This window comes from Breoghania corrubedonensis (assembly GCF_003053845.1).
In the GTDB taxonomy this organism is placed as follows: domain Bacteria; phylum Pseudomonadota; class Alphaproteobacteria; order Rhizobiales; family Stappiaceae; genus Breoghania; species Breoghania corrubedonensis.
Window position 1 is genome coordinate 1,758,087 of the sequence record NZ_QAYG01000001.1, and the last position, 21,667, is coordinate 1,779,753.

23 protein-coding genes are annotated in these 21,667 nt (G+C 64.2%); 10 read left to right on the forward strand and 13 right to left on the reverse strand.

Going from position 1 to position 21,667, the window contains the following annotated elements; translation table 11 throughout:
* The first annotated feature begins 55 nt into the window (after positions 1-55).
* Positions 56-628, forward strand: coding sequence for a cob(I)yrinic acid a,c-diamide adenosyltransferase (locus tag C8N35_RS07770; protein ID WP_107988934.1), 573 nt, complete (start codon positions 56-58; stop codon positions 626-628).
* A gap of 271 nt (positions 629-899) precedes the next feature.
* Here C8N35_RS07770 and C8N35_RS07775 read toward each other — a convergent pair whose 3' ends face one another.
* Both C8N35_RS07775 and C8N35_RS07780 read right to left on the reverse strand, forming a co-directional pair.
* Positions 900-2,078, reverse strand: a complete 1,179-nt coding sequence (locus C8N35_RS07775) for a CobW family GTP-binding protein (protein ID WP_107988935.1) — start codon at positions 2,076-2,078, stop codon at positions 900-902.
* A 59-nt stretch (positions 2,079-2,137) separates the two neighbouring features.
* Positions 2,138-3,517 (reverse strand): D-alanyl-D-alanine carboxypeptidase family protein, encoded by a 1,380-nt coding sequence (locus tag C8N35_RS07780; RefSeq protein ID WP_107988936.1) that lies wholly within the window; start codon positions 3,515-3,517, stop codon positions 2,138-2,140.
* 367 nt (positions 3,518-3,884) lie between these two features.
* On the opposite strand from C8N35_RS07780, the gene C8N35_RS07785 reads away from it, so the two are divergent.
* From C8N35_RS07785 to C8N35_RS07795, 3 genes are all read left to right on the forward strand, one after another.
* A complete protein-coding gene (locus C8N35_RS07785; protein ID WP_210203406.1) occupies positions 3,885-4,775 on the forward strand; it encodes an urease accessory protein UreD in 891 nt (296 codons plus the stop codon).
* A 21-nt stretch (positions 4,776-4,796) separates the two neighbouring features.
* On the forward strand, positions 4,797-5,099 hold the full coding sequence (locus tag C8N35_RS07790; protein ID WP_107988938.1) for an urease subunit gamma: 303 nt from the start codon (positions 4,797-4,799) through the stop codon (positions 5,097-5,099).
* Between the two features lie 61 nt (positions 5,100-5,160).
* On the forward strand, positions 5,161-5,466 hold the full coding sequence (locus C8N35_RS07795; RefSeq protein WP_107988939.1) for an urease subunit beta: 306 nt from the start codon (positions 5,161-5,163) through the stop codon (positions 5,464-5,466).
* Between the two features lie 75 nt (positions 5,467-5,541).
* Here C8N35_RS07795 and C8N35_RS07800 read toward each other — a convergent pair whose 3' ends face one another.
* A complete protein-coding gene (locus C8N35_RS07800) occupies positions 5,542-5,859 on the reverse strand; it encodes a hypothetical protein (RefSeq protein WP_107988940.1) in 318 nt (105 codons plus the stop codon).
* A gap of 202 nt (positions 5,860-6,061) precedes the next feature.
* On the opposite strand from C8N35_RS07800, the gene ureC reads away from it, so the two are divergent.
* The 6 genes from ureC to acs all read left to right on the forward strand — a co-directional run bounded on the left by ureC (position 6,062) and on the right by acs (position 12,385).
* A complete protein-coding gene (ureC, locus tag C8N35_RS07805; RefSeq protein WP_107988941.1) occupies positions 6,062-7,774 on the forward strand; it encodes an urease subunit alpha in 1,713 nt (570 codons plus the stop codon).
* A 23-nt stretch (positions 7,775-7,797) separates the two neighbouring features.
* Positions 7,798-8,295, forward strand: a complete 498-nt coding sequence (locus C8N35_RS07810) for a hypothetical protein (protein WP_107988942.1) — start codon at positions 7,798-7,800, stop codon at positions 8,293-8,295.
* 35 nt (positions 8,296-8,330) lie between these two features.
* Positions 8,331-8,843, forward strand: coding sequence for an urease accessory protein UreE (locus C8N35_RS07815; RefSeq protein WP_107988943.1), 513 nt, complete (start codon positions 8,331-8,333; stop codon positions 8,841-8,843).
* The gene (locus C8N35_RS07820; RefSeq protein ID WP_210203407.1) at positions 8,791-9,546 is read left to right on the forward strand and encodes an urease accessory protein UreF; all 756 of its coding nucleotides are present in this window, start codon (positions 8,791-8,793) and stop codon (positions 9,544-9,546) included. The genes C8N35_RS07815 and C8N35_RS07820 overlap by 53 nt, the downstream gene beginning before the upstream one ends.
* Positions 9,543-10,166, forward strand: coding sequence for an urease accessory protein UreG (ureG, locus tag C8N35_RS07825; RefSeq protein ID WP_107988945.1), 624 nt, complete (start codon positions 9,543-9,545; stop codon positions 10,164-10,166). Before C8N35_RS07820 ends, ureG begins: the two co-directional genes overlap by 4 nt.
* Before the next feature lie 269 nt (positions 10,167-10,435).
* Complete coding sequence (gene acs / locus C8N35_RS07830) at positions 10,436-12,385, forward strand: acetate--CoA ligase (protein WP_107988946.1); 1,950 nt, start codon at positions 10,436-10,438, stop codon at positions 12,383-12,385.
* A gap of 116 nt (positions 12,386-12,501) precedes the next feature.
* Here the strand turns inward: acs and C8N35_RS07835 are convergent, their stop codons facing one another.
* The 10 genes from C8N35_RS07835 to ffh all read right to left on the reverse strand — a co-directional run bounded on the left by C8N35_RS07835 (position 12,502) and on the right by ffh (position 21,503).
* Positions 12,502-13,932 (reverse strand): TadE/TadG family type IV pilus assembly protein, encoded by a 1,431-nt coding sequence (locus C8N35_RS07835; RefSeq protein ID WP_170122036.1) that lies wholly within the window; start codon positions 13,930-13,932, stop codon positions 12,502-12,504.
* 457 nt (positions 13,933-14,389) lie between these two features.
* Positions 14,390-14,947, reverse strand: coding sequence for an HNH endonuclease (locus C8N35_RS07840; protein WP_107989167.1), 558 nt, complete (start codon positions 14,945-14,947; stop codon positions 14,390-14,392).
* A gap of 261 nt (positions 14,948-15,208) precedes the next feature.
* Positions 15,209-16,621 (reverse strand): 3-isopropylmalate dehydratase large subunit, encoded by a 1,413-nt coding sequence (leuC, locus tag C8N35_RS07845; RefSeq protein ID WP_107988948.1) that lies wholly within the window; start codon positions 16,619-16,621, stop codon positions 15,209-15,211.
* Positions 16,622-16,718: 97 nt separating this feature from the next.
* Positions 16,719-16,877 carry a hypothetical protein gene (locus tag C8N35_RS23835; protein WP_170122037.1) on the reverse strand — a complete coding sequence of 53 codons (159 nt, stop codon included), beginning with the start codon at positions 16,875-16,877 and terminating at the stop codon, positions 16,719-16,721.
* Positions 16,878-17,076: 199 nt separating this feature from the next.
* Positions 17,077-17,565 (reverse strand): 50S ribosomal protein L19, encoded by a 489-nt coding sequence (rplS, locus tag C8N35_RS07855; protein ID WP_107988950.1) that lies wholly within the window; start codon positions 17,563-17,565, stop codon positions 17,077-17,079.
* Between the two features lie 235 nt (positions 17,566-17,800).
* Positions 17,801-18,514, reverse strand: a complete 714-nt coding sequence (trmD, locus tag C8N35_RS07860; RefSeq protein WP_107988951.1) for a tRNA (guanosine(37)-N1)-methyltransferase TrmD — start codon at positions 18,512-18,514, stop codon at positions 17,801-17,803.
* Positions 18,515-18,516: 2 nt separating this feature from the next.
* The gene (locus C8N35_RS07865; protein WP_107988952.1) at positions 18,517-18,825 is read right to left on the reverse strand and encodes a putative quinol monooxygenase; all 309 of its coding nucleotides are present in this window, start codon (positions 18,823-18,825) and stop codon (positions 18,517-18,519) included.
* Positions 18,822-19,376, reverse strand: a complete 555-nt coding sequence (rimM, locus tag C8N35_RS07870; RefSeq protein WP_107988953.1) for a ribosome maturation factor RimM — start codon at positions 19,374-19,376, stop codon at positions 18,822-18,824. The genes C8N35_RS07865 and rimM overlap by 4 nt, the downstream gene beginning before the upstream one ends.
* A 103-nt stretch (positions 19,377-19,479) precedes the next feature.
* Positions 19,480-19,890 carry a 30S ribosomal protein S16 gene (rpsP, locus tag C8N35_RS07875; RefSeq protein ID WP_107988954.1) on the reverse strand — a complete coding sequence of 137 codons (411 nt, stop codon included), beginning with the start codon at positions 19,888-19,890 and terminating at the stop codon, positions 19,480-19,482.
* A 98-nt stretch (positions 19,891-19,988) separates the two neighbouring features.
* The gene (gene ffh, locus C8N35_RS07880) at positions 19,989-21,503 is read right to left on the reverse strand and encodes a signal recognition particle protein (protein ID WP_107989168.1); all 1,515 of its coding nucleotides are present in this window, start codon (positions 21,501-21,503) and stop codon (positions 19,989-19,991) included.
* Positions 21,504-21,667: the final 164 nt, after the last annotated feature.

Consider the following 21,667-nt stretch of genomic DNA (forward strand, 5'->3'; position numbering starts at 1 on the left):
CGTCCGGGGGCCGTGTGTTCTACCGTCCGCCCGAACGCGGACGGAGGATTCGGCAATGGTTGTCCTGAACAAGATCTACACACGCACCGGCGACGACGGCACGACGGCGCTTGGATCCGGCGAGCGCCGGGCAAAACACGATCTGCGCGTGGCCGCCTATGGCACGGTGGACGAGGCGAACGCGACGCTCGGGCTGGTGCGGCTTCATCTGGAGGGAATGCCGGATCTCGATCAGGCAATGGCGCACATCCAGAACGATCTTTTCGACCTGGGTGCCGATCTCGCCACGCCGGAGACGGACGAGCCGCTGCCCTACGAGCCGCTCAGGATCACCGATGACCAGGTGAAGAAGCTGGAGACGGAGATCGACCGTCTGAACGGCGATCTCCAGCCGCTGCGCTCTTTCGTGCTGCCGGCCGGGGCTCCGGGGGCGGCGTATCTTCATCTCGCGCGTACCGTGGCGCGACGTGCCGAGCGGCTGATAAGCGAGCTTTCGGGCTACGAAAAGGTCAATGGCGCCGCGCTTCGCTATGCGAACAGGCTGTCCGATTTTCTGTTCGTTGCGGCGCGTTGGGTGAATGCGCAGGACGAAGGCGACGTCCTCTGGGTGCCAGGGGAGAACCGGTAGGTCAGGATGGGATAGCGGAGCGGGTGGTTTATCCGCACGACATTTCACCGTCATTGTCGGCTGACTTGAGATCCGAGCGCACCCTTCAAATCCACACGTCTCTCTCCGGCGTCATCCCGGTTCTGCGAAGCGGCACTTACGCGCCGCATCGCGTCCGGGATGACGCCGGAGGGTTACTCGAGGACCGGAGAGTTCTCCTCAGAAAGTGCCAACGCGCGCCGTATCCGCCTTCTCTCCATGGGAGAGGCGATCGGTCCCGCGAAACCCGGCCTTACCCGAATGTTCCCTTGAAACCCGGCACCGCCAGCGGGTTGTCGAGCATGGCGGCGGAATCCGGGGTGTCGGGCTGGGCCGTGTTCGTGAAGGCCGCGAAGAGGCCTTCCACGAAGCCCTTCGGCATGTCGCGGGTGATGCAGACCAGCCGGGTGGAGTGGTCGGCGTCGGGCCAGCCCTCCAGCCGAACGGGCGGGTGGAAGACATGCTGCACGCCGTGCAGCACCACGGGATGCTCGATATCCTCGGCAATCGCGACGATGCCCTTGAAGCGCAGCAAGTTCGGGCCGTGCGCGGAGCGGATCAGATCGAGGAACATCTCGAGTCCCGCCGCCGGGATCGGCTTGTCGCTCTTCAGCGTGAAGGCGCGGATGTGATCGTCGTGGCGGTTGACGTCATGATGGTGGTGGCCGTGATCATGATCGTGATGACCATGGTGGTGTCCGTGGTGATGTTCGTGATCCCCCTCGGCTTGCGCCTCCTCGCCCAGCCAGCGCCGCACGTCGGGTATCTTGGTATCGGGATTGTAGAGCCCGCAATCGAGCAAGGCTGCGGCCGTGGCTTCGCCCTTCGCCGCATCGAGGATCGCCGCGCCGGGGTTCAGCCGGCGGATGCGCGCGTGAAGCGCGTCGAGTGCAGCGCGGGCCTCGTCGCTGTCGACCAGATCCGATTTGGTCAGCACCAGCCGGTCGGCGACGGCGACCTGCTTCACCGCCTCCTCGTGGGCATCGAGTGTCGCCGCTCCGTTGATCGCGTCGATCATCGTGACCACGCCGTCGAGCCGGTAGCGCATGACGAGATAGGGGTGCAGCATCACGGCATGCAGCACCGGGGCGGGATCGGCGAGACCGGTTGTCTCGATCACCACCCGCTTCAGAGCGTCGATGCGTCCGTTGTCGAGCCGGCGCAGCAGATCTTCGAGCGTGTTGATGAGATCGCCGCGGATGGTGCAGCACAGGCAGCCGGAGGACAGCTCGATCACGCTTTCGTCGGCGGTGGCGACGAGAAGGTGGTCGAGGCCGACATCGCCGAATTCGTTGACGATGACGGCCGTATCCTTCAGCGCCGGATCGCCCAGCAATCGGTTCAGCAGTGTCGTCTTTCCGGCGCCGAGAAAACCGGTGACCACGGTCAGCGGAACCGGGGCAGGCGGTCGCCGGGTTGAAGTGTCGGTCATTGCGGATTCCGATCGTGGGAGCCGCCGCCCTATCGCTGGCGTGCGTCTGTCTTGTGTGCTCAGCGGGGCGAGGGACGGGGAGTGGGCGTGCCGTCGGGCGCATGGGACGGCAACGGAATGATGACAAGGGGGGCGCCGGTTGCGGTGGCCCGGGTGACGGTTTGAGCGGCTTCGGGCGGAGCGCCGGGCTTGGACCGTGGCGGCATCACCGTGCCGAAAGCTTCCGCGATCGTTTCGGACGGGTCCTCCTCCTTCGGCGCGCGCAACGGGACGGCCCGTTTGGCGTTGGCATCGACAGCGAGCGTCACTGCAACGAGTTCACCCGCCTGCCTGCGTGGGCCAATCAGCCGGTCCATCACCTCGCCCCAGTCGACCTTCTTGTCGCCGGTGCGCGGGACGGTGGTCTTGTTCGTGGTGCGCGGCACCACCGGAGAGCGGCGTGCCAGCCGGCCGCTGTCGCCGGCATAGGCATTGGCCACACCGGGGAGATTGGCGTTTCCAGACAGGCTCGCACGTGCGGCCGACGCGCCCGCATAGGTCTTGAGAAGCTCGGCGACGTTCGGTTTCTTGTTGCGCTTGCAGTAACCGTCGGGCGGCAGCCGCCTGACGGTGCGCGGACGGTGCATCTCGTCGAGTGTCTTGCGGCGGCTGAAAAGTCCGCCGCCACTGAAACCCTTTTCAATGAGCTGGCGCGCCTTGGCGGCGCGTTCGAGCCCGGACGCGGCGCCGAAGACGACCGCGACGACAGTGCGTCCGCCGCGCGTGGCGGAGACGGCGACGTTGTATCCCGCATTGCAAATGTAGCCGGTTTTCAGTCCGTCGGCACCGCGCACGCGCTGCAGGTACTCGCGGTTGGCGGAGCGCAGCATGTGCCTGCCGAACTGGACGCCGGCATAGCCATAGAGTTCGCGATATTGCGGGAAGTCGCGCAGCAACGCGCGCGAAAGGATCGCCATGTCGTAGGCAGAGGAATAGTGGTCCGGATCCGGCAGTCCGTGGGGATTGACGAAGTGAGTGTCGCGCATGCCGAGCCGGCGCGCGGTCCGGTTCATCACATCGGCGAAACCGGCTTGCGAACCCCCTATCGTCTCGGCAACGGCAACCGCGATGTCATTGGCCGATTTCACCAGCATCACCTTCATGGCCGCGTCGAGACTGAGCTGCGTACCGGGCTTCAGCCCCATCTTGGAGGGCGGTTGGGCGGCGGCGTGAGCCGATACCGTGACCGGGGAGGCCATCGTCACGCGTCGTTCCTTCAGCGCGGCGAAGGTGACGTAGGCGGTCATCAGCTTGGTCAGCGAGGCGGGGTACCAGCGGTGGAACGCGTCGTGCTGTTCGATCACCTTGCCGGAATTGACCTCGAAGACGATCCAAGACGCAACCTTGGCCCGGGCCGGTTGCACTGAGCCGACGGCAAAAAGCAGGGCGGCGGCCATCATTGCGGCCGCGGCCGTACCGCGCCGGAGAGGAGAGCATGCGCGCGATTTCGCTGAAACGATCAATTCAACCTCGTCGGTGTCTTGAGCAATTCGTGCCGTGCGCCAAGCCAGGCCCCCGCTACGCCGCTACAATGCGCCCGCGTCGACAGCTTGGCATCAATAACCGATCGGACCCCCGGTTTGCAAAGTCTTCGCTGCCGCGACGGTGTCCGGCAAGATGTCGAGGACGGATCATGCCGGAGACTGCGCATTGCGGATGCATGCATATTGGTCAGATGCATATATTTTAGTCATCATATTTCGACTTTGACAGGCGCACGCCTTGAAAATGGGCGTTTGCCTGGCTTGGCCCGGGGATTGCTCAGAGATGCAGAATAAAACCCCGAACAGGTCCGCCAATCCGCCCATGCTCGCCCCTTCTCCTCCGGATGATATTGCCTGTGGTGCCCTTCAGCGTGCCAGGGGCAAGGCGCATGTGGCCTTTGCCGCGCCGTCGGGCGGAGAAACAGCGCGGCTTGTCGACCTCTATCAAAGCGGTTGCGCCAAGATCCGTCTGCCGAAGGCGCGCGGCGAACGGCAGGCTGTGCTGCTGAATACGGCCGGAGGCATCGCGGGCGGCGACCGGCTGGACTATTCCGCGACATGGGGTGCCGGTGCCCGTGCCGTGGTAACGAGCCAGGCGGCGGAGCGCATCTACCGCAGTCTGGGGCCTGCAGGCGAGGTTGCCAATCGGCTGGTTGTCGAGGACGACGCGCACGCCGTCTGGCTGCCCCAGGAGACCATCGTCTTCAACGAGGCGCGTCTGGAGCGGCGTCTGGAAGCCGACCTTTCCGGTTCTGCCCGGCTTCTTGCGGTGGAAGCGGTCGTGCTCGGTCGCGCGGCCATGGGCGAAAGCGTCGAGCGGCTCGGATTTCGCGATCGTTGGCGCGTGCGCCGCGATGGTCGGCTCGTCTTTGCCGACGACACGCGGCTTTGCGGAGACGCAAGGGCGATCCTCTCCGGCCCGGCGTGCGGCGGGGGTGCCACCGCGTTTGCGACGATCGTGGAGGTGGGCGAAGGTGTGGAGGCGCGGCTCGACGCGGCGCGCGCGATTCTGGTGGCCCGCCGCGCAGACGGCCTTTCGTGTGGTGCGAGCGCGTGGGGCGGATTGCTGGTCGTTCGGCTGCTCTCCACAGACGCACGCGTCCTGCGCGACGTGATCATGGGTTTTCTGCAGGACTGGCGCGGCACGGATCTGCCGCGGGTCTGGCATTGCTGACAAGAGGTCAAGGACGAAGACATGAACCTGACGCCCAGGGAAAAGGACAAGCTGATGACCGCCATGGCCGCGATGGTTGCCCGCAGGCGGCTGGAGCGCGGCGTGAAGCTCAATTATCCGGAGGCGGTGGCGCTGATTTCCGATTTTGTCGCCGAGGGCGCGCGGGATGGGCGCAGCGTGGCCGAGCTGATGCAGGATGGCGCCAAGGTCGTTACCCGCGATCAGGTCATGGAGGGCGTTGCCGAAATGATCCACGATGTGCAGGTCGAGGCGACCTTTCCTGACGGTACCAAGCTGGTGACGGTGCACGAACCGATCCGCTGAGCGGCGGGCGCGTCAGCGCCGTGATCCGCCGACGACAAAGACCTGAACCAGGAGGTGAGCCATGATCCCCGGAGAAGTGCTGCCGGCAGACGGTGAAATCGAGCTCAACGCGGGACTTGAGACGATCGCGCTGGAGGTTGCCAATACGGGCGACCGACCGATCCAGGTGGGAAGTCACTACCATTTCGCCGAAACCAATGCCGGGCTCTCGTTCGACCGCGAGGCCGCCAGGGGGATGCGGCTCGATATTCCTGCCGGTACGGCGGTGCGTTTCGAGCCGGGCCAGACGCGCAGCGTCACGCTGGTACCCTTCCGTGGCGAGCGGACCGTCTATGGTTTCAACCAGGCTGTGATGGGACGGCTTTGAAGGGAAAGGCGGGTCGAGGCCATGGCGATGACGCCGGAAGAATGCGGGTATTCATGTGGTGCGACCATTGCAACGTCAGCTGTCGGCCCTCTTCCCCTTGCCGAGATCGATGAGGCCAAGCATGCGATCAAGCGTCTCGCCGATGATCGGATCGCTGCCACGGGTCGTGGAGGCATCGTTCATGGCGGTCTCGATATCGACAGCGACGGTCTGTTCGCCGCTTGCCACGCGTTCGAGCGGCAGCGAGGCCGTCTCGCGCAGTGCGGTTTGCGTGTCCGCTGTGCTGTCGGCAATCGAGGCATGCGGCTCAACGCTCAGCGGTCCGCCAGGTGCCACGGCGAAATAGACGACGGCGACGGTCGCCATGGCCAGGAGAATCCAGAATTTGCGCATCGCTTCATGCCTCCGTTCGGCGGTCTGGGAGACGTCTCCCGCTCACCGGATGGATATGACCCGCGAAAGTGGTCCGGCACGGGCGATGTCGAGATCATTTCTAGGCAAATTGGGGCCATGGTTGCCCGAATGATGAACAAAATGACAGGTTCCTGTGCGGGACCGGAACACAATGCTGTGGTGGCAAGAGGAGCGGTTCCCAATGTCTCATAAGATGCCGCGAGCGGCCTACGCCGACATGTTCGGTCCCACGACCGGCGACCGCGTTCGGCTTGCCGACACGGAACTCTTCATCGAGGTGGAGAAGGACTTCACCACCTACGGCGAGGAGGTCAAGTTCGGTGGCGGCAAGGTGATCCGCGATGGCATGGGACAGTCGCAGGCCACCCGCTCCGGCGGCGCGGTCGATACCGTCATCACCAACGCGCTGATCGTCGACCACTGGGGCATCGTCAAAGCGGATGTGGGCTTGAAGGACGGACGTATTGCCGGCATCGGAAAGGCTGGCAATCCGGACGTCCAGCCGGACGTGGACATCGTTATCGGCCCGGGCACGGAGGCGATCGCGGGCGAGGGCAAGATCCTCACCGCCGGCTGCATCGACGCGCATATCCATTTCATCTGCCCGCAGCAGATCGACGAGGCGCTTTATTCCGGCGTCACCACAATGATCGGCGGTGGCACGGGACCGGCGACGGGGACCAACGCCACCACCTGTACGCCGGGGCCGTGGCATCTGGCGCGCATGCTGCAAGCGGCCGACGCCTTCCCGATGAACCTGGCGTTTGCCGGCAAGGGCAATGCGGCACTGCCCGCCGCCCTTGAGGAACAGGTCCGCGCCGGCGCCATGGCGCTGAAGCTGCACGAGGACTGGGGCACGACGCCGGCGGCCATCGACTGCTGCCTGTCGGTGGCCGACGCCTACGATGTGCAGGTAATGATCCACACCGACACGCTGAACGAATCCGGCTTCGTGGAAAACACCGTCAACGCCTTCAAGGGCCGCACGATCCACGCCTTCCATACCGAGGGCGCGGGCGGCGGGCATGCGCCGGATATCCTCAAGGTCGTCAGCTATCCGCACGTCATCCCCTCGTCGACCAACCCGACGCGGCCATATACCCGCAACACGCTCGACGAGCATCTCGACATGCTGATGGTGTGCCATCATCTCGATCCGTCGATCCCGGAGGACGTGGCCTTTGCGGAAAGCCGTATCCGCAAGGAGACGATCGCGGCGGAGGATATCCTGCACGACATGGGCGCTCTCTCGATCATCGCATCCGACAGCCAGGCCATGGGGCGTGTCGGCGAGGTGGTGATCCGCACATTGCAGACCGCGCACAAGATGAAGGTGCAGCGCGGGCGGCTGGCCGGGGAAACCGGCGAGAACGACAATCTGCGTGTCAAGCGCTACATGGCGAAGGTGACGATCAACCCGGCCATCGCCCATGGTATGGACAATCACATCGGCTCCGTCGAGGTCGGCAAGCTCGCCGATCTGGTGCTTTGGGATCCGGCCTTCTTCGGCGTGAAGCCGGATCTGGTTCTCAAGATGGGCACCATCGCGGCCGCCCTCATGGGCGATCCCAACGCCTCCATCCCGACGCCGCAGCCGGTTCACTACCGCCCGATGTTCGGCGCCTTCGGCAAGTCGCTGGAGGCGTCCGCGGTGACCTTCGTCTCCAGGGCGGCCTATGAGGCCGGGCTCAAGGCCTCGCTGGAACTCGGTAAGGTCATCCTGCCGGTGGAGAACACGCGCGGCGGCATCTCCAAGGCGTCGATGATCCACAATTCCGCGACGCCGCAGATCGAGGTCGACCCTGAAACCTACGAGGTGCGTTGCGACGGTGAACTGATCACCTGCGAGCCTGCCGACGTGTTGCCGATGGCACAGCGCTATTTCCTTTTCTGAGCACAAATGAGAGGCTGGAGACCATGAATTTCGTCATCGAGCCTGCCAGTGATCCCGCTCCGGGGTGTCCGTGTTGCGATCCGCTCGCCTCGGCACCGCAGGGCTTTGTCACGCGCGATGACGAGGCGGTTGCGGTCTATTTCGGCGACTGGACGCGCACGCCGGTGCCATCCGCGGACATCGTCGTCTCACTGGGGCGCTGGGATGCGCTGTCCCAGCCGAAGGACCGCCGCACGATCGCGTTCCGGCTGACGCGTGCGGCGCAGGGGACAAAGGCGGAGCTGCTGGATGCGCAGGTGTCGCGCTGGGCGGTGGTCGATTTCGCAGGCGAAATGCTGGATGAGGCGGCTGCGCGGCGCGATCCTGATCTGGAAGAGTTCCGCGCGATCGTGCTGGAGATCGCCGCCAAGGACGAACGTATCGCCGACGCGCTGGCGGGGCCGGGGAATTGCTCGCTGCGCCTCTCGAGGCGCTCTGGTACGGTGCAGCGGTTCCGTGTCGAGGCGGCGGAATGGCGGTAGAAACGCCGTCCGATCCACATTTGCGAGGACGTCAGATGATCCGGGCACTTGGCGTGTTGGAGGCCGGCACATGGGTGGGCGAGCCGGCCGATCGGGTGGAGCTCGATCACGACGACCGCCACCGCCGCCGCATGGCGATGACGGGCGAGGGGGGATGCGAATTCCTGCTCGATCTGCCGAAGGCTGTCGCGTTGCGCTCCGGCGATGCGCTGGAACTGGAGGACGGCCGGCTTGTGGAAGTGGTCTCCGCCCCCGAAGCGCTGGTTGAGATCGCGGCCGACGACATGGGGCATCTGGTCCAGATCGCCTGGCACCTCGGCAACCGGCATCTGCCGACCCAGCTTCTGGGTGACCGCCTGCGCATCCGCCGCGATCACGTCATCGAGGAAATGGTGGAGAAGCTTGGCGGAGGGATCATGCCGGTCAGCGCGCCGTTCGATCCCGAAGGCGGCGCCTATGGGCATGGCGCCGTGCACGGGCACGATCATGGATCCGATGACTGCCACGATCACGACCATCACCCTCACGGTTCGCACGACCATGTCTGATGCGTCGCTCTATCGGCTGCTCGCCTGGATGTCGCCGTCCTTTCCTGTGGGCGCCTATACCTACAGCCATGGCCTGGAATGGGCCGTTGAGGAGGGCACCGTCACGGATGCTGCCACGCTGAAGGCATGGGTGTCGGATGTGTTGCGCTACGGCTCGGGACGCTCGGACGCGATCCTGCTGGCGCGCGCCTTCGAGGCGTTTTCGGCGGGCGATCTGCATGCCTGCCGCGAGATTGCGGAGCTTTCGGCGGCGCTTCAGCCGTCGAAGGAACGGCATCTTGAGGCGAGCGCGCAAGGGGCTGCCTTCGTCACCGCGCTTGAGGCCGCTTGGCCGACAGGGGACGCGGAAGCGGCCGAACGGCTCGCGGCGTTGAAACAGGCGGACGGCCCGGCCCGGATCTCGACCTGGACCTACTGCATCGCCGTTGGCATTCATTGCGCGGCGCAGGAGGTGGACCTGGCACAGGCGGTTTCCGCCTATCTGCATGCCTTTGCCGCCAATCTCGTTTCCGCCGCGGTCCGGTCCGTGCCGCTCGGCCAGAGCGACGGACAGCGGGTCATCGCCGGGCTGGAAGCGACCATTGCCGATGTCGCGGCCGAAGCGCTCGCGGCGCCGCTGGATGATGTCGGTTCGGCCTGCTTTCTGGCCGACATTTCCTCCCAGCTGCACGAAACCCAGTACACGAGGCTGTTTCGATCATGAGCTCTCCCAATGGTCCCTTGCGCATCGGCATCGGCGGCCCCGTCGGTTCCGGCAAGACCGCGCTGATGGACGCGCTGTGCAAGCGCCTGCGCGACGATTTCCAGCTCGCCGCCATCACCAACGACATCTACACCAAGGAAGACGCGGAGTTCCTGACGCGCTCGGGTGCGCTCGAACCGGAGCGCATTCGCGGTGTGGAGACGGGCGGCTGCCCGCACACGGCGATCCGCGAGGATGCCTCGATCAATCTCGCCGCCGTGGCGGAACTGAACGCGGCCTATCCCGATCTCGACATCATTCTCATCGAATCCGGCGGCGACAATCTCGCCGCGACCTTCTCGCCGGAGCTCGCGGACCTGACGATCTACGTCATCGATGTCTCGGCCGGTGACAAGATCCCGCGCAAGGGGGGGCCGGGCATCACCCGCTCCGACCTTCTCGTCATCAACAAGACCGATCTCGCTCCGCTGGTGGGCGCCGATCTTTCCGTCATGGATCGCGATGCGAAGAAGATGCGCGGGAGCCGCCCCTTCGTCTTCGCCAATACCAAGGCGGGCGAGGGTGTCGACGCGGTGGTGGATTTCATCCTCGCCAAGGGCGGGCTGCAGGCGGCGGCCTGAACGGCCCGGGCTTCGTTGGAAGTCGCCAGGCTTTCCCGTTATGCCGGCCTTTGCGCCGGTATAGCGGGCCGGGCGCTGTCGGCCCCTTTTCCCGAGCCTGATTTCTCCTATGTTTAACATAGACAAGAAATTTACGCCGTCATCCGTGGCGCCGTCCTACCAAAGTTGCTGAATCGCGATATGGACGGGGTTTCCGCGGATACGCATAATGCGGCCGATACAACGCGCATGGGTTGCGTGCATGCAAAGAAGCAATTGGGAGGTTGCCGATGTCCGATACCGTATTTCCGGTCCCCGCTGACATTGCCGAAAACGCTCTGATCGACAAGGACGCCTACCGCGACCTCTACCAGCAGTCGGTTGACGATCCGGATGGGTTCTGGGCTCGTCATGGCAAGCGCATCGACTGGATCCGCCCCTATACCAAGGTCAAGAACACCTCGTACGACTACCACAACGTTTCCATCAAGTGGTTCGAGGACGGCACGCTCAACGTTTCGGCCAACTGCGTTGACCGGCATCTGGAAAAGCGTGCGGGCCAGGCGGCGATCATCTGGGAGGGCGACGATCCTTCCGAGCACAAGGTGATTACCTACCAGGAGCTCTACGCGGAGGTGAACCGCTTCGCCAACGTGCTCCGGGAAGCGGGCGCCAAGAAGGGCGACCGCATCACGCTCTACCTGCCGATGATCCCGGAAGCGGCCTACGCGATGCTGGCCTGCGCGCGTATCGGCGCGATCCATTCCATCGTTTTCGGCGGCTTTTCGCCCGACAGTCTCGCCGGGCGTATCGAGGATTGCGGTTCCACGCTGGTGGTGACCGCCGACGAGGGCCTTCGCGGCGGCCGCAAGGTGCCGCTCAAGGCCAATGTGGACGCGGCCTGCGACCGGCTTTCCGGCCATGAGCCGAAGGTCATCGTAGTCAAGCGCACCGGCGGCGACATCAAGATGAAGGACGGCCGCGACGTCTGGTATCACGAGGCGGCGGAAAACGTCTCCGACCGCTGCGAGCCGGAAGAGATGAGCGCGGAAGATCCCCTGTTCATCCTCTACACGTCCGGCTCCACCGGCAAGCCGAAGGGCGTGCTGCACACTTCGGGCGGCTATCTGGTCTATGCCTCGATGACGCACCAGTACGTCTTCGACTATCATGACGGCGAGGTCTACTGGTGCACGGCGGATGTGGGCTGGGTGACGGGCCACAGCTACATCGTCTACGGCCCGCTCGCCAATGGCGCGACGACGCTGATGTTCGAGGGCATCCCGACCTATCCCGACGCCTCGCGCTTCTGGCAGGTGATCGACAAGCACAAGGTCAACATCTTCTACACCGCACCGACGGCCATCCGCTCGCTGATGGGTGCGGGCGAGGAGATGGTGACGAAGACCTCGCGCAAGTCACTGCGCGTTCTGGGCTCGGTCGGCGAGCCGATCAATCCGGAAGCCTGGATGTGGTACTACAACGTGGTCGGCGACAAGCGCTGCCCGATCGTCGACACCTGGTGGCAGACGGAGACCGGCGGCATTCTGATCACGCCGCTTCCCGGTGCCACGGACCTCAAGCCCGGCTCTGCGACGTTGCCATTCTTCGGCGTGCAGCCGGCCGTGGTCGATGCGGAAGGCAACATCCTGGAGGGCGCGACGGAAGGCAATCTGGTCATTCTCGATTCATGGCCCGGCCAGATGCGCACGGTCTACGGCGATCACGACCGCTTCGTGCAGACCTACTTCGCCACCTACAAGGGCATGTACTTCTCCGGCGACGGCTGCCGCCGCGATGCAGACGGCTACTACTGGATCACCGGCCGCGTCGACGATGTCATCAATGTTTCCGGCCACCGCATGGGCACGGCGGAGGTGGAATCCGCGCTCGTCGCCCACCCGAAGGTGGCCGAGGCCGCGGTTGTGGGCTATCCGCACGACCTCAAGGGCCAGGGCATCTACGCCTATGTCACGCTGATGGAAGGCGAGGAGCCGACGGACGAGCTGAAGAAGGAACTGGTAACGTGGGTCCGCAAGGAGATCGGTCCGATCGCCTCGCCGGATCTCATCCAGTTCTCGCCGGGCCTGCCGAAGACGCGCTCCGGCAAGATCATGCGCCGCATCCTGCGCAAGATCGCCGAAGACAGCTTCGACAATCTGGGCGACACCTCGACGCTGGCCGATCCGGGCGTCGTCGGCGACCTGATCGACAACCGCCAGAACCGCGCGAACGCCTGAGGCGAGCGGCTGATTTTACGCGGAAGGGCGCTGCTTTTCGAGCAGCGTCCTTTTTCTTTCGCAGCGAGTGTGATTCACCCGCACCTGCGCGATCCGGGGGAGGTAATGAGGCTTGCCTATTTCGACAGGTAGAGCTTCTGGATGTCCTGAGCGTACTTGACGAAGGTCTCCGTCAAGGCCTGACCGTTGGAAGCATAGGTGAACTTGTCGGAGTCGGTGGCGCAACTTTCCATTGTGGCCTCGGCGGTCGCGTTGGAATCGGGATTGAAATAGACCGAATAGATGGTAATGCCTGAACCTTGGTTCGCTTCTGAATTTTTCATGGCCGCACAGACTTTCTTGGCGCGATCCGCAGATGCCGTGCTGGTATCGCTATAGAGTTCGTACCAATAGGTGCCGGTCGTGGTGGTGCATTGGCGATTCCGTCCCCGGCCAGAGCAGCTTTGCTTGGAAACGTCGGTCTTGTCGAAAATGGCGTTGAACTCGCCATCCGTCATGATGATCACGTATTTGAGTGTTTCGTCGTCATCGTAATTTGAGGCTTCGGCGTCCGTATCCCACAAGTCGTTCCAGTTCGGGGAAAGAGTGTACCAGCCCCACGTTATGCCGGTTTGACCTGCGGTGCCGCTTATCGCGCTGAGACTATTGATCTTGCTGAGAAGGGTGCTTCTATCGTTCGTCAGCGGCAGAATTTCGTTATACGGACAGGCGCCATATGCCGTGCCCTTTTGGGTGTAGAGATCCGGGAGATCGTTTGTTGTCCAGTAATCGGGCCGCATGTTCATATACAAACCGGATCCGTTCCCGAGAGCCTCCACGGTGTAGTTCGCATCGGTGTATTCTTGGTCGCCAGTGCGCTCTGTTGCGCATCGGGTCGAATAGCCGTTCGTGACGGAGCTTGCCATGGAGGAACTGAGCCGGACGCCTTCGCTGTAGGGAATGATCGAGATCCGGACCCGGTCGCTGCTATCGTCGGGCATGAGCGTGTTTATCAGCGCAGTCGCAGCGCTCTTGAGCGATGCTATTCGCGTCGAGCCACTACCATCGGACCAGTCCATCGATCCAGTCACGTCGAGAACCAGCGCGATTTCCAGGTACTTGTCGGAAAAACTCGCCTGCGATGTGACTTCGATCGGCATCGTGTCGATGCCGAGGATCTTCATGAAAGCGGTCTGGACAGCGCCCTTGGCGGTCGCCGAGATTGTGCCGGCCTCCTCGCTGATGGAGATGTCGTCGGCTGTCAGTTCATAGGTGGCCGTCTCGCCCAACGCCTGCGCCGTCGTCTGGGAGAACGTGTCGACGATCTGGGTCTTCGTCTTGTCGGTGGAGGTGGAGCTTGAGAGATAGCGCGCGCCGGCAAGCACCGCGCCGTCGAGTTCCTGCGCCATCACTTCCTTGACGTTGACGGCGCGCGAATAGTCGATTGCCGCCCCCACCATGCCGATCACGACGATGGCGGATAGTCCCCACATGATCGCGATCGAGCCGCCTGTGTCGCGCGCAAACCGCGCCAGCAGGGCCTTCATCGCTTCAACGGCAGGCTTCATCGCAAGGTCTTTCGGGTTCGGACCGGCCGCCATGGGCTTGGCTGAGCTTGGCGGCCGGTCGCTGTCGGCAGTGGCCCCACCCGCATCCGGCGGGAGCCGACCGATATCGGGACAGTGCGCCCGCTATCCGCCAATTGAACGCAGCAATCGGGCCGGATCCGGTGCGCCATCTCTGCTCGCCACGGAGTGGATTGACTTTGCACGATAATTTCTGACCACGCCGTAAACGAAGGATTAAATCGCTTTCGCCGATTTGACTGACGATCGCACGCCAGTTGCTGCTTTCCCGTTAAATCCGACAGGGGGTCCGGACAAGTGGGCGACATGGTTAGGAAATGACTAAGGCGGCGCACCGTTGTGGCATCGCCATTGTCATGAATCAGGACATGACGCGGCATGACGGGCGTCAGACCGCATCCTCGTTCGCCCGTGTCCGGGGCTGAGGTATTCCCGGCGCTTACGGTTCCAGCTCGGTATCCCAGTAAAGGAAGTCGAGCCAGCTTTCGTGTAGGTAGTTGGGGGGGAAGAGACGCCCGTTCTGGTGCAGGTCCTGCACGGTCGGGCGGAAGGGGGGCTGTGCCGGGAACATGCCGATTTCGCGGCATGACTTGTGCGACTTGCGCAAGTTACAGGGAGAACAGGCGGTGATGACGTTTTCCCAGGTGGTCTGCCCGCCCCGGCAGCGCGGGATCAGATGATCGAAGGTGAGGTCCTCGCGTGTGCCGCAATATTGGCACTGAAATCGATCGCGCAGGAAAACGTTGAAGCGGGTGAAGGCGGGGTGTTTCGTAGGGCGGATATAGGTCTTGAGCGAGACGACGCTCGGCAGACGCATTTCAAAGCTCGGACTTCGGATCGCAACGTCGTATTCGCACACGATGTTGACCCGGTCCAGAAAGACCGCCTTGATCGCATCCTGCCACGCCCACAGCGACAGGGGATAGTAGCTCAGGGGTCGGTAGTCCGCGTTGAGCACGAGAACCGGATGGGTTCCCGTCGGCACGGCGATGGTCACACCCACGCTCCTTTTTCCGGCATAAGCCGCCATTAAAGGCGCACGCATAGTGTAAAGCGTGCATGACGGTGTTGTGAAGCCGTAAGCGTGACGTAGCGTCGCGGGAGTGAGGCGGCCTTTACCGCTCCCTTGCTGTCTGAAAAATCGAGTGAATCCGAAACCGCCGGGTTGCGGTGCAACGTGCGGCGGGCCGGACGGACACGCAAACGGGCACCCGTGGGTGCCCGTCGGTGTTGTTTTCCGCGCTCTTTGGGCGGCGAATCAGCCTTGAGGCCACTCGCGCACGTCGACGAAACGACCGGCGACCGCCGCCGCCGCCGCCATGGCCGGCGAGACCAGATGCGTGCGTCCCTTGAAACCCTGCCGGCCTTCGAAATTGCGGTTCGAGGTGGACGCGCAGCGTTCGCCCGGAGCCAGCTTGTCGGCGTTCATCGCAAGGCACATGGAGCAGCCCGGCTCGCGCCATTCGAAACCGGCCGCGATGAAGATCTTGTCGAGACCTTCCGCCTCCGCCTGATCCTTCACGAGGCCCGAGCCCGGCACCACCATAGCGTTGACGCTTTCGGCGACCTTGTGGCCGTCGACGATGGCGGCCGCGGCGCGCAGATCCTCGATGCGGCCATTGGTGCACGAACCGATGAAAACGCGGTCGATCACGATGTCCGTCATCTTCGTGCCTGGCGTCAGGCCCATGTATTCAAGCGCCCTGTGCTTGGAGGCGCGGCGGCCCTCATCCGTGAGATCGTCGGGGTTCGGCACGACTCCGGTGATGGACACGACGTCTTCGGGCGAAGAGCCCCAGGTGATGGTGGGCGGCAGGTTGGCCGCATCGAGCCTGACTTCCCGGTCGAAATGGGCGTCGGGATCGGAATAGAGCGTTTCCCAATAGGCCTTGGCCATGTCCCAGGCCTTGCCGGTGGGGGACTTGGGCCGGCCCTGAATGTAGGTGAATGTCTTCTCGTCGGGCGCGATCAGGCCGGCGCGCGCGCCGGCTTCGATCGACATGTTGCACACCGTCATGCGGCCTTCCATGGAGAGGGCGCGGATGGCGTCGCCTGCGTATTCCATGACGTGGCCCGTTCCGCCGGCGGTGCCGATCTCGCCGATGATCGCGAGGATGATGTCCTTTGCGGTCACCCCGTCCGGCAGGTCGCCGTCGACGGTGATCCGCATGTTCTTCGCTTTTTTCTGGATCAGCGTCTGGGTGGCGAGAACATGCTCGACCTCCGAGGTGCCGATACCATGTGCGAGCGCACCGAAGGCCCCGTGCGTGGAGGTGTGGCTGTCACCGCACACGATGGTCATGCCCGGCAGGGTGAAGCCCTGCTCGGGGCCGACGATGTGGACGATGCCCTGCCGCTTGTCGGTTTCGGAATAGTACTCGACACCGAAAGCCTTGGCATTGTCGGCCAGCGTCTGCACCTGCAGCGCCGATTCCGGATCATCGATGCCGTGCGAACGGTCCGTGGTCGGCACGTTGTGGTCGACCACGGCGAGCGTACGGGTGGGGGCATGCACCGGCCGGCCGGCGATCCGCAGCCCCTCAAAGGCTTGCGGCGAGGTCACTTCATGGACGAGATGGCGGTCGATGTAGAGCAGGCCCGTTCCGTCTTCCTGCATGTCGACCAGGTGGTCGTCCCAGATCTTGTCGTAGAGCGTCTTGGCTTCAGTCATCGGTCTTTCTCTCCCGGAAAATTCGGATAAACGACATTCATGGCTCCGCCGGCCGGGCCGCGGCGCTCAGATAAAGGCGCGCGTGCCCGGCGGGCGGTCAGCCCATAAGGATGTCGTTGGAAACGTTGAGAAGGGCGTGGAAGCGCCATGGCAGACGGGCGTGATCGTGGAACAGGGCGAAGGCGATCGGCGCGTGTACGCCAGCGGCCGCGCAATCATCTGCGCGTCGTGCCTTGAAGCTGTCTGTCCTGTTCATGGCCATGCCTTTGGGCGCCCGATCTTCGATGCTGGCATCTGTGCTGGCCGGCAATATGACCGTCAGATGCCGCGGTTTCAAGGATTTCCGCAACAGGCGCAGTCAAGGCCTGCGCAACGCCCCAACGAAAACGCCCGCGCCTCGGAACGAGGGCGGGCGTCTGGAACGCGTTGCCTGTCTGTGACAGGCCGGCGGATGCCTATTCCGCGCTCGCCTCTGCGGCGGCAGCTGCTGCGGCGGCCTCCTGGGCGGCCTTCTTCTCGGCTTCGGCGGCGGCCTTGGCCTCGACGGCGGCGGCACGCTGCTCCTCGTTCAGGCGCTTTGCGCGAACGTTGGAGGCTTCCGCGATACGTGCGGACTTGCCGCGGCGGCCGCGCAGGTAATAGAGCTTGGCGCGGCGGACCTTACCGCGGCGGACAACCTCGACACCCTCGACCAGCGGAGAATACATGGGGAAGACACGCTCGACGCCTTCGCCATAGGAAATCTTGCGGACAGTGAAGCTCTCTTGCAGGCCGGAGCCGGCGCGGGCGATGCACACACCCTCGTAGGCCTGGACACGGGTACGCGTACCTTCGGTGACGCGCACGTTCACGCGGATCGTGTCGCCAGGGGAAAATTCGGGAATCTTCCGCTGCTCGACGATCTTCGCCATCTGCTCGGATTCGAGCTGTTCAATAATGTTCATGACAAGTCTCTCGTTCTTCGTGTCACGATAAAAGGCCCCCAACGTGCGGACACGGCGGGGCTCAAGGCGCGTCCTATACAGGACATCGGTGCCAAAGTCATGCGGTTTTTCGCAGGAAACCTCGGCTTTTTGCGCCAACGGGGTGCGGTGCGGCGTGTTGTGGTGCCTGCGCGGAACAGGCCGTCCGTCTCGTGACGCGCCGATCCGAAAAAGGGCGTGCGAATCCAAGCCCCGCTTACGGCTTTCCCTTCTCGAGATGCTGCGCGCGGTAGGCTTCCCAAAGGTCGGGTCGCCGTCTTCTTGTCAGATCCCGGGCCTGTTCCAGCCGCCATTTCGCGATCCGGCCGTGATCGCCGGAGAGCAGGATTTCAGGGATGGCATGCCCCTCCCATTCCTGCGGGCGCGTGTAGTGGGGGTGCTCCAGAAGACCGGTTTCGAAGCTCTCGGTATCCCCAGATTCCGCGTTGCCCATGACACCGGGCAGCAGGCGGACAATGGCGTCGATGAGCACCATGGCGGCGAGTTCCCCGCCCGAGAGCACATAATCGCCGATGGACACCTCTTCGAGCCCGCGCGCCTCGACCACCCGCTCGTCGACGCCTTCGAACCTGCCGCACAGGATCAGGGCTCCGTCGCCCGCACTCAAGGCCCGCACGCGGGTCTGGTCGAGAGGCTTTCCGCGCGGGCTCATGAGAAGGCGCGGACGCGTGTCGTCGGCGGGGCAGGCAGCATCGATGGCAGCGGCGACGATGTCGGGCTTCAGCACCATGCCCGCGCCGCCGCCGGCGGGCGTGTCGTCGACGGTGCGGTGGCGGTCGGTGGCGACGTCACGGATATTGCGGGCCTCGAGGCTCCACGCGCCGCGCTCCAGGGCGCGGCCCGCGAGGCTCGCTCCCAGCGGGCCGGGGAACATCTCGGGATAGAGAGTGAGGACAGTCGCGCGGAACATGGTCACACCGGTTCGCCTTCGCTCGCCTCGAAGAGGCGCAGGTCGCGGTCAAAAGTGCCAATCCGGGCAAGGGCTGCCCGCCATGTCTTCATGTGCGGAGTGCTGAAATGATCCGCAAGCGCGTCACGGCTCTCCCATTCCTCGTAAACACGGATGAGGCCGGGATCTTCCGCGTCCTGGGAATAGGAATAGACGCGACAGCCGGGCTCGGCCCGTGTCGCCTTCAGCATAGCGATCGCATGCGGCCGCCAGTCTTCGATCCTGTCGGGCGCCATACGGAACGTGCCGGAGACAATGACGAGGGCGCTCATGCCCCGTTTCCTTCTTCCCTGCGACGTTCTTCCGCGTCCTCCTCTCCCGCGAGCAGGCCTTCGGGCGGGACGGCGGTGATGCGCCGGTTGGCGATGTCGATCTCCGGCACTGCCTCGTGGGTAAAGGGCAGATAGAAGCTTGGCGCACCTTTCGGCGCGATCTCCAGCAGATCGCCGGCGCCGAAATTGGGTACGGAAAGAACAGTGCCGAGTTCAGTGCCCTGTGCGTCGAAGACGGGAAGACCGACAAGATCGGCGTGGTAGAAGTCGTCCGCGTCGGGTTCCGGCAGCCTTTCGCGCGGAAGGTAGAGTTTCGTGCGCGTCAGCGCTTCGGCCGCGTTGCGGTCGCGGATGCCCTTGAAGCGGACGACCAGCATGTGCTTTTGCGGGCGCAGCGCCTCGATCTCGAATACGCGGCCATCGGCGGCCTCAAGCGGGCCGTAGTCGCGCAGCGCCATCGGGTCGTCACCGTGTGGCTTGACCCGGACTTCGCCACGGATGCCGTGCGCGGCGCCGATTTCGGCCATCAGGACACGATCGGAAGAGGCCATCGGCTCTTGTTCCTGAGTTGAGCTTCGTTCAAGGCAACAACGCCCGCGCCGGTATTCCCGGGCGCGGGCGCCGTCTCAAATCGTGTGGTAGGGAAGAACCGCCTCAGCTGGCAGCAGCTTCCTCGCCACCTTCTTCGGCCGGAGCCGCCGCAGCCTCGGCAGCAGCGGCAGCCGCTTCTTCCTCGGCCTGACGCTTGGCGTCGAGACGCTCCTGCGCCTTTTTGCCCGGCAGCGCCTTCTTCGGGTTGTTGCGCGCTTCGCGCTTGACGAGGCCGGCGGCATCGAGGAAGCGCAGAACGCGGTCGGTCGGCTGGGCACCGTGCGACAGCCAATGCTGGACGCGGTCGGTGTCGAGCGTCACGCGTTCCGGCGAATCCTTCGGCAGCAGCGGGTTGTAGCTGCCGACCTTCTCCAGGAAGCGGCCGTCGCGCGGCGCGCGCGCGTCTGCGATGACAATGCGGTAGTAGGGGCGCTTCTTGGTGCCGCCACGGGCGAGGCGAATCTTGAGGGCCATGGTTTTCTAGTCCTTCTTGAGAGCGTGTTCGTTTGTGTCTTCGTGTTGTCTAACCAACCCGCCGTTTCGCTCAGCAGGCCGGTATCTCGTGAATGTCTCTATTTCTTCTTGCCCATGCCGGGCAGGCCGGGAAATTTCGCGCCGCCGAGGCCGGGCAGGCCGCCGCCGGGCATTCCGGGCATTCCGCCGGGGGGAAGGCTCGGCATGCCGCCGCCCTGACCCATTTGCCTGGCGAGCCGTTCCATTTCGGCGGGATCCATCTGCGGCTGGCCGCCGCCCATCATGCCGCCAAGCGCGCCCATCATGCCGCCCTTCTTTTTGCCCATGGCCTTCATCATGTCGGCCATCTGACGGTGCATCTTCAGGAGCTTGTTGACGTCCTGCACCTCGGTGCCGGAGCCGGCGGCGATGCGCTTCTTGCGGCTGGCGTTCAGGAGCTTCGGCGCGCGGCGCTCCTTCTTCGTCATAGACGAAATGATGGCGCGCTGCCGCTTGATGACGCTGTCGTCGAGGTTTGCGGCCTCGAGCTGCTTCTTCATCTTGCCGATGCCGGGCAGCATGCCGAGCATGCCGGACATGCCGCCGAGCTTTTCCATCTGTTGAAGCTGTTCGGAAAGGTCGTCGAGATCGAACTCGCCCTTCTTGAACTTCTTCGCCATCTTCGCGGCTTGTTCCGCGTCAATGGCTTCCGATGCCTTTTCCACGAGCGAGACGATGTCGCCCATGCCGAGGATGCGGTCGGCGATGCGGGCGGGATGAAATTCCTCCAGCGCGTCGGCCTTTTCGCCGGTACCGATGAGCTTGACCGGCTTGCCGGTGACCGCACGCATGGAAAGCGCCGCACCGCCTCGGCCATCGCCGTCCATGCGGGTCAGCACGAGGCCGGTGATGCCGACGCGCTCGTCGAAGCTCTTGGCGAGGTTCACCGCGTCCTGACCGGTCAGGCTGTCGGCCACCAGCAGGATTTCGTGCGGATTGGCGATGGCCTTGATCTCGGCCATCTCAACCATCAGTGGTTCGTCGATGTGGGTGCGGCCGGCGGTGTCCAGAATGACCACGTCATAGCCGCCGAGGCGGGCGGCGCTCTCGGCGCGCTTGGCGATCTGGGTCGGCGACTGGCCGGCGATGATCGGCAGGGTGTCGATACCGGTTTGCTCGCCGAGCACCTTCAACTGCTCCTGGGCGGCCGGGCGGCGGGTGTCAAGCGAGGCCATCAGGACCTTGCGCTTGTCCCGCTTGGTGAGCCTCAGCGCGATCTTGCCGGAGGTTGTCGTCTTGCCTGAGCCCTGCAGGCCGACCATCATTATGGCGACGGGGGCGGGGGCGTTGAGGTCGATCGGCTCGCCTTCGGCGCCGAGCATCTCCACAAGCTGGTCATGGACGATCTTGACGACCATCTGGCCGGGGGTGACGGACTTGACCACCTCGTGGCCGACGGCGCGGTTCTTGACCTTGTCGGTAAAGGAACGGACCACGTCGAGGGAGACGTCGGCCTCGATCAGCGCGCGGCGAACCTCGCGCAGCGCCGCGGTCACGTCCGCGTCGCTCAGCGCGCCGCGCCGGGTGAGGGAGTCCAGAATGCCGCTCAGGCGGTCTGACAGGCTTTCGAACATGTCCGTCTCACGTCTCTTGCTTGCCGTCGTGCCCATCGCATCGCCTTGATCGGGACGCAACGGACTGTCTGGCGGTTTCAGGGAGGGCGGCCGGCGGCTTCCCTGGCTGCCGTATCCCTGAATGTGGTCCCCTCAATGAACGCCGCAACCCGCGCTTGTCGCTT

Excerpts from the sequence above, each read along its gene's own strand:
- C8N35_RS07770 (WP_107988934.1), top strand. The coding sequence starts at position 56 with ATGGTTGTCCTGAACAAGATCTACACACGCACCGGCGACGACGGCACG.
- C8N35_RS07775 (WP_107988935.1), bottom strand. The coding sequence starts at position 2,078 with ATGACCGACACTTCAACCCGGCGACCGCCTGCCCCGGTTCCGCTGACC.
- C8N35_RS07780 (WP_107988936.1), bottom strand. The coding sequence starts at position 3,517 with ATGATGGCCGCCGCCCTGCTTTTTGCCGTCGGCTCAGTGCAACCGGCC.
- C8N35_RS07785 (WP_210203406.1), top strand. The coding sequence starts at position 3,885 with ATGCAGAATAAAACCCCGAACAGGTCCGCCAATCCGCCCATGCTCGCC.
- C8N35_RS07790 (WP_107988938.1), top strand. The coding sequence starts at position 4,797 with ATGAACCTGACGCCCAGGGAAAAGGACAAGCTGATGACCGCCATGGCC.
- C8N35_RS07795 (WP_107988939.1), top strand. The coding sequence starts at position 5,161 with ATGATCCCCGGAGAAGTGCTGCCGGCAGACGGTGAAATCGAGCTCAAC.
- C8N35_RS07800 (WP_107988940.1), bottom strand. The coding sequence starts at position 5,859 with ATGCGCAAATTCTGGATTCTCCTGGCCATGGCGACCGTCGCCGTCGTC.
- ureC (WP_107988941.1), top strand. The coding sequence starts at position 6,062 with ATGTCTCATAAGATGCCGCGAGCGGCCTACGCCGACATGTTCGGTCCC.
- C8N35_RS07810 (WP_107988942.1), top strand. The coding sequence starts at position 7,798 with ATGAATTTCGTCATCGAGCCTGCCAGTGATCCCGCTCCGGGGTGTCCG.
- C8N35_RS07815 (WP_107988943.1), top strand. The coding sequence starts at position 8,331 with ATGATCCGGGCACTTGGCGTGTTGGAGGCCGGCACATGGGTGGGCGAG.
- C8N35_RS07820 (WP_210203407.1), top strand. The coding sequence starts at position 8,791 with ATGACTGCCACGATCACGACCATCACCCTCACGGTTCGCACGACCATG.
- ureG (WP_107988945.1), top strand. The coding sequence starts at position 9,543 with ATGAGCTCTCCCAATGGTCCCTTGCGCATCGGCATCGGCGGCCCCGTC.
- acs (WP_107988946.1), top strand. The coding sequence starts at position 10,436 with ATGTCCGATACCGTATTTCCGGTCCCCGCTGACATTGCCGAAAACGCT.
- C8N35_RS07835 (WP_170122036.1), bottom strand. The coding sequence starts at position 13,932 with ATGAAGCCTGCCGTTGAAGCGATGAAGGCCCTGCTGGCGCGGTTTGCG.
- leuC (WP_107988948.1), bottom strand. The coding sequence starts at position 16,621 with ATGACTGAAGCCAAGACGCTCTACGACAAGATCTGGGACGACCACCTG.
- C8N35_RS23835 (WP_170122037.1), bottom strand. The coding sequence starts at position 16,877 with ATGAACAGGACAGACAGCTTCAAGGCACGACGCGCAGATGATTGCGCG.
- rplS (WP_107988950.1), bottom strand. The coding sequence starts at position 17,565 with ATGAACATTATTGAACAGCTCGAATCCGAGCAGATGGCGAAGATCGTC.
- trmD (WP_107988951.1), bottom strand. The coding sequence starts at position 18,514 with ATGTTCCGCGCGACTGTCCTCACTCTCTATCCCGAGATGTTCCCCGGC.
- C8N35_RS07865 (WP_107988952.1), bottom strand. The coding sequence starts at position 18,825 with ATGAGCGCCCTCGTCATTGTCTCCGGCACGTTCCGTATGGCGCCCGAC.
- rimM (WP_107988953.1), bottom strand. The coding sequence starts at position 19,376 with ATGGCCTCTTCCGATCGTGTCCTGATGGCCGAAATCGGCGCCGCGCAC.
- rpsP (WP_107988954.1), bottom strand. The coding sequence starts at position 19,890 with ATGGCCCTCAAGATTCGCCTCGCCCGTGGCGGCACCAAGAAGCGCCCC.
- ffh (WP_107989168.1), bottom strand. The coding sequence starts at position 21,503 with ATGTTCGAAAGCCTGTCAGACCGCCTGAGCGGCATTCTGGACTCCCTC.